Origin of the sequence: Allobosea sp. (assembly GCF_048595345.1) — a bacterium.
Classification (GTDB): Bacteria; Pseudomonadota; Alphaproteobacteria; order Rhizobiales; family Beijerinckiaceae; genus Allobosea.
Genome location: NZ_JBMDWH010000184.1, coordinates 1 through 2,651 on the forward strand (window position 1 = coordinate 1; position 2,651 = coordinate 2,651).

Below are 2,651 nucleotides of genomic sequence, written 5' to 3' on the forward strand. Positions count from 1 at the left end.
CAAGACCTCGCTCGCCACCAACATCGCCTTCAACATCGCAAAAGCCTGGCGCGGCGAGCGGCAGGAAGACGGCACGATCAAATCCGTCGATGGAGGCATCGTCGGCTTCTTCTCGCTCGAAATGTCGGCCGACCAGCTGGCGACCCGCATCGTCGCCGAACAGTCCGGCATATCCTCCTACAAGATCAGGCAGGGACGCATCACCGAGGCCGACTTCGCGCGGCTGACCGATGTCGCCGCGCAGATCGAGAAGCTGCCGCTCTATATCGACCAGACCGGCGGCATCTCGATCGCCCAGCTGATGGCGCGGGCCCGCCGCCTCAAGCGCCAGAAGGGGCTGGACGTTCTCTTCATCGACTATCTCCAACTGCTCTCCGGCTCGTCGAAAGCGGGCCAGAACCGCGTGCAGGAGCTGACCGAGATCACCACCAGCCTGAAGGCGTTGGCCAAGGAGCTGAACGTCCCGATCATTGCGCTCTCGCAGCTCTCCCGTCAGGTCGAGAACCGCGACGACAAGCGCCCGCAACTGTCGGACCTGCGCGAATCCGGCTCGATCGAGCAGGACGCTGACGTGGTGATGTTCGTCTACCGCGAGGAATATTACCTCAAGGGCAAGGAGCCGCGCCCCGGCACCGAAGAACACAACAAATGGCAGATCGAGATGGAAGCCATGCACGGCGTGGCCGAGCTGATCATCGGCAAGCAGCGCCATGGCCCCACCGGAGCCGTCGCGCTGCAGTTCGACGCCGACGTGACGCGCTTCTCCGACCGCGCCGACGAATTGCGCCTTCCGGACCGCGAATGATGACGACGCCCTCTCCCGCCATCGGTCCCGATGCCGCGATCCTGACCATCGATCTCGACGCGCTGGTCGCCAACTGGCGGCTGCTCGCGGAGCGCGCGGGCGCGCAGACCGGCGCCGTGGTGAAGGCCGACGCCTATGGCATCGGCATCGAGCCGGCCGTGACGGCGCTAGCCAGGGCCGGCTGCCGCAGCTTCTTCGTGGCGCATCTCTCCGAAGGGATCCGCGCCCGCCAGGTGGCGCCCGACGCCACGATCTACATCCTCAACGGCCTGCCGCCGGCAAGCTGCGACGCCTTCGCCGCCCATCGTCTGTCGCCCGTGCTCGGCTCGCGCGAGGAACTGGCGGAATGGGCCGGCTTCCGGCGCGCCGGTGCACAGGTCGAGGGTGCTGCGCTGCATGCAGATACGGGGATGAACCGGCTCGGCCTGTCGTCGGCGGAAGCCCTTGCGCTGGCGCAAGAAGCCGGCGACCTCGCCGCCGATGCCGGTCTCGGCCTGCTGATGAGCCATTTCTCGGCCTCCGAGGACCTGTCCGATCCCGCGACGGCGCGGCAGATCGCGGCCTTCGCGGAGATCGCGGCGGCCTTTCCGCAGCTTCCGGCCTCGCTGAAGAACTCCTCCGGGCATTTTCTCCCCGATTGCCCCTCCTACGCGCTGACGCGGCCGGGCTACGCGCTCTATGGCGGCAATCCGACGCCCGGAAAGCCCAACCCGATGCGGCCCGTGGTCGGGCTCGAGGCGCAGATCGTGCAGATCCGCGAGGTCGAGGACGGCGCCATCGTCGGCTACAATGGCCGCTGGACCGCGCGAGGCAGGCGTCGCCTCGCCACGATCTGCCTCGGCTATGCCGATGGCTATCCGCGCAACGCCAGCGGCACCGACGCGGTGCCGGGCGGAGCGGCGCTGGTCGGCGGCGTGCTCTGCCCCTTCGCCGGATCGGTCTCGATGGATCTCATCATCCTGGACGTCACCGACGCCCCCTCCGGTTCGGCCGAACGCGGTGCGCCGGTGACGCTGATCGGCGGCCCGCTCGATCTGGAGACGGTCGGCGCCGGCGCCAAGACGATCGGCTACGAGATGCTGACCAGCCTCGGCCGTCGCTATCAGCGCCGTTATATCGGCGGCTGATGGCCAAGCGCGGCCCCACCTATCACTGCCAGTCCTGCGGCGCGGTCTATCACCGCTGGCAGGGCAAATGCGACGCCTGCGGCACCTGGTCCTCGCTGGTCGAGGATGCCGCCACCGCGCCCGTGCCGGGCGGGGGGCGCGCCTCCGGCGGAGGCCGAGCGCGGGGCCGCGTCTTCGCGCTGGAGACGCTGAAGGGCGACACGCAGGACGCCCCCCGCATCGTCTCGCGGATCGGCGAGCTCGACCGCGTCACCGGCGGCGGCTTCGTGCCGGGCTCCGTGCTGCTGATCGGCGGCGATCCCGGCATCGGCAAATCGACCCTGCTGATGCAGGCCTGCGCGGCGCTGGCGCTGGCCGGGCAGCGCGTCGTCTATGTCTCGGGTGAGGAATCGACCGGGCAGGTGCGGCTGCGCGCCGAGCGCATGGGGCTGGCCGAGGCGCCGGTCGATCTCGCCGCCGAAACCAATGTCGAGGACATCGTCGCGACCCTGAACGAGGGGCGCCGCCCTGCCCTCGTGGTGATCGATTCGATCCAGACCATGTGGTCCGGCGAGGTCGAAAGCGCGCCGGGAACCGTCACGCAGGTGCGCGGCTCGGCCCAGGCGCTGATCCGCTATGCCAAGACCAGCGGCGTCTGCCTCATCCTCGTCGGCCATGTCACCAAGGACGGGCAGATCGCCGGCCCGCGCGTGGTCGAGCACATGGTCGATGCGGTGCTC

Annotated in this window: 3 protein-coding genes; all 3 read left to right on the forward strand. The window is 69.1% G+C overall.

The features are described from left to right. The coding region (locus ACOJTB_RS16545; protein ID WP_420103623.1) for a DnaB-like helicase C-terminal domain-containing protein at positions 1-805 on the forward strand (805 nt) is incomplete at its 5' end. After that, positions 805-1,932: an alanine racemase gene (gene alr, locus ACOJTB_RS16550; protein ID WP_420103624.1), complete on the forward strand. Its 1,128-nt coding sequence runs from the start codon at positions 805-807 to the stop codon at positions 1,930-1,932. The genes ACOJTB_RS16545 and alr, both read left to right, overlap by 1 nt. Beyond that, on the forward strand, positions 1,932-2,651 hold a 720-nt coding region (locus ACOJTB_RS16555), incomplete at its 3' end, for an AAA family ATPase (RefSeq protein ID WP_420103625.1). The genes alr and ACOJTB_RS16555, both read left to right, overlap by 1 nt.

Excerpts from the sequence above, each read along its gene's own strand:
- alr (WP_420103624.1), top strand. The coding sequence starts at position 805 with ATGACGACGCCCTCTCCCGCCATCGGTCCCGATGCCGCGATCCTGACC.